A 5,938-nucleotide genomic window follows, 5' to 3' on the forward strand; every position below is an offset into this window, starting at 1 on the left:
ACCCAAGCATCACTTTCAGGTCGGCTAGCTACAGCTTGGTGTATAATTTTGCCAAATTGAGGGTTAAAAGTGAAACGCAGTTTATGAATTCTGGGCAATGACCAAATTTGAACAAATCGCAATCAACTAAAATCCCTATTAACCCAAGTTGCTAGTTATGCGGGAGTGCGATCGCACGCGACCACTTAAGCAATAAAATCCCCTCCAGTCAGAAAATTCGGAGGGGCATATGTTAAATGAAACAATTGCGATCTATGCTATCATCGATGACCTACTGAAAGCTATTGGACACCGAGAAGATCTTCGTAGAGAGATGAGTGATGCAGCAAATTTTCACTACGGTACTCGTTGCCGCGATGTTTTTCAATGGTAATCACAGTCAAGCTTGTGACTATATGAAAGACCATAAGCTGATGCCAAGAATGTTAGAAAAATCACGATTTAATCGGAGATTACATAATTTATTGTCGGGTTTCCACAACTGACCAGTCCTGTGAGCGGCAAGAACGGGACTTACTAGAGTATGCTGCCGTTTGTGGCTTTGAAGTGGTTGGTGTTTGAAAAGAAACAGTTTCTGGAACTAAACATGACCGCACTGAACGTTCCAAAGTCACGGCTTTATAGCGTTTCCTAGCCTAGTGAGGTACAGTAGCAGCAATGGGTAAACCAATTACGAATATCATTTAAAGAGACTTTCTCAAAAGCTGCTTCAATAGCTTGTGCTAAATCTGGATAGTTTCGGGCACCGAGAGAACGTAATATACTCTTAATCTTTGACCAACAGTTTTCAATTGGAGAAAAATCAGGAGAATATGGTGGTAAATAAATTAATTTTGCTCCTGCCATTTCAATTAAGTTTTTAATTTCTTTGCCTAGATGAATGGAGCAATTGTCCATTACAACACAAGCCCCTTCCCAGAGATTTGCAACTAAATATTGAGAAATAAAAGCTTCAAATGTCAGCCCGTCAGTTGCACCTAAAAGGCTATATTTGCTAATCACACCCTTCAGTCCAATTGCACCAATTACGGAGACATTTTTGCGCTTGTTTTGAGGGCGAGTTCCATGCGCTATGAGTGCCTTTAGTGGCACGAGCTAATCGTCTTATTAAAGATAGATTTACACCAGCTTGGTCAATAAATATAAGGTTTTCAGGAGATATAGCTTGCATTTATAACCAAAATTTTACTCTGAGGGATTGAACCCTTTCAGTTTCTTTTTCATCTGCATGTAATGTTTTTTTTCCCCGTGAATTCCATTCGATTTAACATTCTATCTACTGTTGAGCGACCAATCAAAACTCCTGTTTTTTCTAACAACATAACACGAATCTCTGCTAATGTAGCATCATTATTTGCTTCTACAATTTCTTGAAGAATATTCAATTGCTGCTCGTTTAACTTTGGTGGAGTTTGTTGTATCCTAATTTTCGGGGCTAGACTTCCTGTTTCTCGATATTGTTTGAGTAATTTTTCCACAAAACTCAAAGCTACTTTAAATCTTTCTGCAAGCTGACGTTGCGATATTCCCCCTTCTAAGTACGTATCAACTATCTTCTGACGTAAATCAAGCGAGTATGCTTTCATTGCTACTTTTCTGAGATGCACTACATTAAATTTAGATATTGTACCTCATTTGACTAGGAAACGCTATATAGCTGACTGAGAAATAACCTAAAAAAGCAAGTTCTCTTAAAGAAAGGCAGGTAGTAAAAGTGAAAATTACCGCCCTGAAGGATGATGGAAGTATTAAAAGTGTGAAATCAATTGGGTAATTTGCTCTATTTACATTTGTGTTATTTCTTACTTAAAATAAAATGTGGAAAAACCGAAACAGCGATCACACTCCTTGCCCTTTTTCACCCATTTGTCCCCTAACCCACTCCCTGATTGCTTGTCGGAAAACTCGTCTTCCTGCCATACGGTATCTTTCAATTAGTGATGGAATTTCTTGAATATTCAGATTAGAAAACACTAAACTTGTTTCTCTTTCAAGATATTCCTCACCTTGCAACTGGTAAATTTTGATTTCTCCAGAGTCATAAGACCAAATTTCAGGTACGCCTAACCGTGCATAGATGGGAAAGCGATCTAAAGATTTACTGGTAACATCAATTTCTAAAGCTAAATCTGGAGGTGGGTCTTGATTTAAATCAAACTTGAGTTTACCTCGAATTAAGGCTTCATTTTGGAAATAAAAACAATTATCAGATTCTATCCCAGCCTTTTTTAGTTCTCGTTTCCAGGTAGTTGAGCCGTAACATTCATAATCTAGCTCCAAAACTTCAGATGTATCTTTGATGATGTCACCAATTATTTCTTTGTAATATTCATGTTCTGGTAATGGTGTCATAATCTCTAACGTGCCATCATGATAAGCTACCCTGACTGCACGGCTTTCACCTAAGTCTATTAATAAATTCTCAAATTGTTGCCAACTGATATTGTAGAGAACCACTCGATCAGCGCGAGGTTCAGTTAATACCATAATTCCTCGCAGAATCAGTAACCAATAATAAGCATGGTATAAATTTCATAATTCGCAATTGATGACTGAACAACATCAAAATTTATCCTACTCTATTTTATCAATGATGATTGATGAATATTTCCAAACCCTCACCACCTTCCCCCCACATCAATTTCAACACCAAACGATTGCCAAAATCCTTAAACGTCAAGACATCCTCCTCCGCGCACCAACAGGGTCAGGAAAAACGGAAACAGCGAAGATCGTCACTACATCTTCGGGCTGGCAATTGTGGGAATAATCGGACTGATTCACGATGTTTGCAATGATTTGGCGATCGCGTGTGGTTAACGGATCTTTTGTTGGCGTAGGGGCTGAAAGTTGTGTCATCATTAGAAATACCTCTTGTTTGGGGTAAAAAGGCGATCGCTACGATTGATAGAGAATCGGTAAAAAAGTGACAAAAAAGGCTACAAAAAATAGTCGCCTTTAATCAGCACCGAATTTCAAAAGAACAAGCTCAAAAATCACCTATCAAAACTGAGAAAAATCAGGAATTCTCATTCGATAAAGATGATAATTCCGAGCTAGGAGACTAGGGGAGTTTGGGGAGGTGTGGGAGGTGTGGGGAGTGTGGGGAGTAACTAATTATTTCGATGAGTAATCATTTTGATTAACCACAACTCAAGAAATTGAAATTCTCAAATTAATTGCCAGTGGCTACTCCAATAAGGAAATCGCTAATCAACTATTCATCAGTATTAGCACAGTCAAGTCCCACACTGGCAACCTTTTTCTCAAGTTGGGAGCTAGAGATCGTGTCAATGCCATTATTAAAGCTCAAAGTCTTGGCTATCTAGAACCTTTGGCCCAAGACTGGAGAGCTACCGGTTGATTAATTTTTCTTGTTTTTTTGCATTTGAATTAAACAATATCCTTTCAAACGGTTTTCATCTTGACAAGCAGCCAGAGTTTGCTGATTATCAAGAAAGAGCTTATAAGTTTGCTTACCTTCGCTGGATTTTACCCACTGTAAAATCTTCAAGTCGTTGTTTGACAAGATGACTGATAGACATCTCCGAAAACTGCCCAAGTATCTCTGTGACTAACTTATAGGGTGCGATCGCCAGTGAGAGCAATCAGCTAGTTTCGACGAGAGAATAGGAGTTTGAGATGTTTGTTGTTAATAATCCGACAAAAAACGTGGCTATGTGCATTCATTTTCTCTCAGGTAAACGCGTATATTTCTGCTGGTAATACAAGTGCCCCAATTCCTAATCTTACTACTCCACAAATTGTCAAAATTACTTGTTCATACTTTTTAGGATTTAACCGAAATCTTTCTTGAACAACTCGAAAGATTTTTACAGAACGAATTCGGTGTTCAACAAATACTCGGTTGGATGAAAACTCCTTGTTCTCTTTTTTCTGTTCAATTGTTAACTTTCCATTTCTTGGCGTTTAAGAAAGTGTGTCAATTAAATCTTCTCCAAGATCTCCTAAATCTCCCTTAAATTTTTGTTTTGGGTCAAAGTTATCGCGGTTTTCTCGGCAACATTGTTATATCGCTTTTTGGTCCAGGTTCGCCAGCTACAACATCAACGATATCCTTGACATCTGGCAAGATAATTATCTGACTTTTAAATGCAGCGCATAATCGAACGCACTCAAGTACCCAACAGCTACCAGCCCACATTCCGCAGATATGAAAGCGGAATGTGGGCCGAACTCAGAGGCAGGGGCGGTTGCTGGTGTATTGTTACTTATGTTGGTGAGTTCAGTTGTACTGTGAGAACTTGGAATAGAGAACTAACGGTTGGGGTGCAATACCTAAAGTCTTACGATTACTTACCTGCTGAATGTGAGCAGATGCAATCTTTGTGCGATCGCATTTCACGGGTATATTCGAGTAGGCTGGAGGAGTCGGTGCAGAGGTTTTTGGAATCGCTGGAGAAGCCCAAGCGTGCTTATTTGACGGATTTGGAAGAAAAAGTGTTGAAGGTTCTGGAGTTGGAAATACTACCAGAATGCAACAAAGAAACAATGCTGTGAGTAATTCGTTGTGGTATTAAATTAATAAAAGCAAGTTTTGGTTTAATATTTCTGCTCCGGTTGTTTGTAGAGAGTAGTAATTTATGACAGGAACACAACAACAAGAAATCATGGATTTACGGGCATTGAATTTAACACCCAAACAAATAGCCCGAAAATTGGGTATCAAAGTATCATCCGTTAATGCAGCGATTCAAAATCAAGCAGAGCAAACCACATTAGATAGATTGACAAAAGGAGAACTAGACCCCGTATATCAGTGTTTAGCAAGTGAGAGTCTTATCCAATTGTTACCGAAAATCCCACCAGAAAACAGCATCAAAAATCTGCTGACAAAAATCCTACCTGTAAAAAACAATGACGATATCGATCGCGGTTTAGGATTGGTAGTTATTGCAAGAGTTGCTCGATACAATCAAATCACGGTCTGTAGTTACCTTTTAGATATATGGTGCTTGGGCGTTAAAGATACCATACCACCACGTACAGTAGACAGGATAAAATTTAAAGAATTTACAGAATCACTATTCGAGCCATTTCCCGGAAAACCGCAAGAGGTTCCCCTTGAAGTTGCCCAAGGGATGATATTTAGTGCTTGCGAATACGCAGAAAGCTTAGGGTTTCAACCACACAAAGACTTTTCTAAATCGCGTTCGCACATCGGAGAATGGGATGGGAGAATACGTATTGAATGTGGTCGTGACGGGAAACCATTTTATGTCAATGGCCCCCACGATAACCCTAAAAAAATCATGGAAACATTGAAGAGAAGTAGGGGTGAAGGTAATTTTGATTTTCTGATTGGTTCAGATCCTATTGAAAATAATTTTTGGTAAATCAATACCTTCGCCGATTTACGAGGGTGAGTTGATGACGCTTTGACTATTAACTCGCTGTTCTCTGAGGTTTGGCAAAAACAATAAGTCCTAAAAATTCCTTTAAGGTTTCCCACAAGGTTTTTTTAACGTATTGCCCGCAGTATAAAGGTTCTGACAGTCGCAGCTACCTTAGAAACTAAACGCTTATATATGGGGATTTTGCCAGTTTTTGCCAAAATTTTTGTAGGCTCTTATTTTGGCAAAGGTATTGATCAAGGTTACCTATATGATGAAATCCAAACAATTTTAGACGTATCACGAGGGTCAATAACAGCTTGGATCTTGCCTACGAAGAAGATGGAGTTGAGGGACTGCGGCTGAACTATAAAGGGAGGAAAAGCTACCTTTTGAGTGGACAACGAGCTATATGTTTTGACTTGGCTACAAACCAAAGATATCTGGGAGCTTGGCGAACTGGAATATAAGCAAGATGAGTGAGTACGACGTGGTTTATGAGTCAAAACAAAGTTACTATGACCTGTTTGAGGAAGCAGGAATTAGTTGGAAGAAAACCACAAAACTTTACCACATTGCGGCAA

The 5,938-nt window shown here is 39.0% G+C and carries 7 protein-coding genes and 2 pseudogenes; 6 read left to right on the plus strand and 3 right to left on the minus strand.

Annotated elements, in window-relative coordinates; translation table 11 throughout:
• The first annotated feature begins 459 nt into the window (after window positions 1–459).
• Complete coding sequence (locus LC574_RS39160; protein ID WP_229455729.1) at window positions 460–561, plus strand: recombinase family protein; 102 nt, start codon at window positions 460–462, stop codon at window positions 559–561.
• Between the two features lie 69 nt (window positions 562–630).
• Here LC574_RS39160 and LC574_RS22455 read toward each other — a convergent pair.
• Window positions 631–1,586, minus strand: a pseudogene (locus LC574_RS22455) (IS630 family transposase).
• A gap of 253 nt (window positions 1,587–1,839) precedes the next feature.
• Window positions 1,840–2,487: a Uma2 family endonuclease gene (locus LC574_RS22460; RefSeq protein WP_229455724.1), complete on the minus strand. Its 648-nt coding sequence runs from the start codon at window positions 2,485–2,487 to the stop codon at window positions 1,840–1,842.
• 61 nt (window positions 2,488–2,548) lie between these two features.
• On the opposite strand from LC574_RS22460, the gene LC574_RS22465 reads away from it, so the two are divergent.
• Together LC574_RS22465 and LC574_RS39165 are read left to right on the plus strand one after the other, a co-directional pair.
• Complete coding sequence (locus tag LC574_RS22465) at window positions 2,549–2,770, plus strand: DEAD/DEAH box helicase (RefSeq protein ID WP_229455725.1); 222 nt, start codon at window positions 2,549–2,551, stop codon at window positions 2,768–2,770.
• A gap of 390 nt (window positions 2,771–3,160) precedes the next feature.
• Window positions 3,161–3,364, plus strand: a complete 204-nt coding sequence (locus LC574_RS39165) for a response regulator transcription factor (RefSeq protein ID WP_368736721.1) — start codon at window positions 3,161–3,163, stop codon at window positions 3,362–3,364.
• 332 nt (window positions 3,365–3,696) lie between these two features.
• On the opposite strand, the gene LC574_RS22470 is transcribed toward LC574_RS39165, so the two are convergent.
• Window positions 3,697–3,906: a transposase family protein gene (locus tag LC574_RS22470; RefSeq protein ID WP_229455730.1), complete on the minus strand. Its 210-nt coding sequence runs from the start codon at window positions 3,904–3,906 to the stop codon at window positions 3,697–3,699.
• Window positions 3,907–4,113: 207 nt separating this feature from the next.
• Between LC574_RS22470 and LC574_RS22475 the strand changes: the two genes are divergently transcribed.
• The 3 genes and pseudogenes from LC574_RS22475 to LC574_RS22485 form a co-directional block, all read left to right on the plus strand.
• Window positions 4,114–4,521, plus strand: a complete 408-nt coding sequence (locus tag LC574_RS22475) for a hypothetical protein (RefSeq protein ID WP_229455726.1) — start codon at window positions 4,114–4,116, stop codon at window positions 4,519–4,521.
• A gap of 83 nt (window positions 4,522–4,604) precedes the next feature.
• Window positions 4,605–5,357 carry a DNA-binding response regulator gene (locus LC574_RS22480; protein ID WP_229455728.1) on the plus strand — a complete coding sequence of 251 codons (753 nt, stop codon included), beginning with the start codon at window positions 4,605–4,607 and terminating at the stop codon, window positions 5,355–5,357.
• A 243-nt stretch (window positions 5,358–5,600) separates the two neighbouring features.
• Window positions 5,601–5,938: pseudogene (locus tag LC574_RS22485) on the plus strand (IS630 family transposase); the annotation flags it as partial.

Origin of the sequence: Nostoc sp. CHAB 5715 (assembly GCF_020829685.1) — a bacterium.
Classification (GTDB): Bacteria; Cyanobacteriota; Cyanobacteriia; order Cyanobacteriales; family Nostocaceae; genus Nostoc.

Coding starts and splice junctions, on each gene's coding strand:
- LC574_RS22460 (WP_229455724.1), bottom strand. CDS start 2,487: ATGGTATTAACTGAACCTCGCGCTGATCGAGTGGTTCTCTACAATATC.
- LC574_RS22465 (WP_229455725.1), top strand. CDS start 2,549: ATGACTGAACAACATCAAAATTTATCCTACTCTATTTTATCAATGATG.
- LC574_RS22475 (WP_229455726.1), top strand. CDS start 4,114: ATGCAGCGCATAATCGAACGCACTCAAGTACCCAACAGCTACCAGCCC.
- LC574_RS22480 (WP_229455728.1), top strand. CDS start 4,605: ATGACAGGAACACAACAACAAGAAATCATGGATTTACGGGCATTGAAT.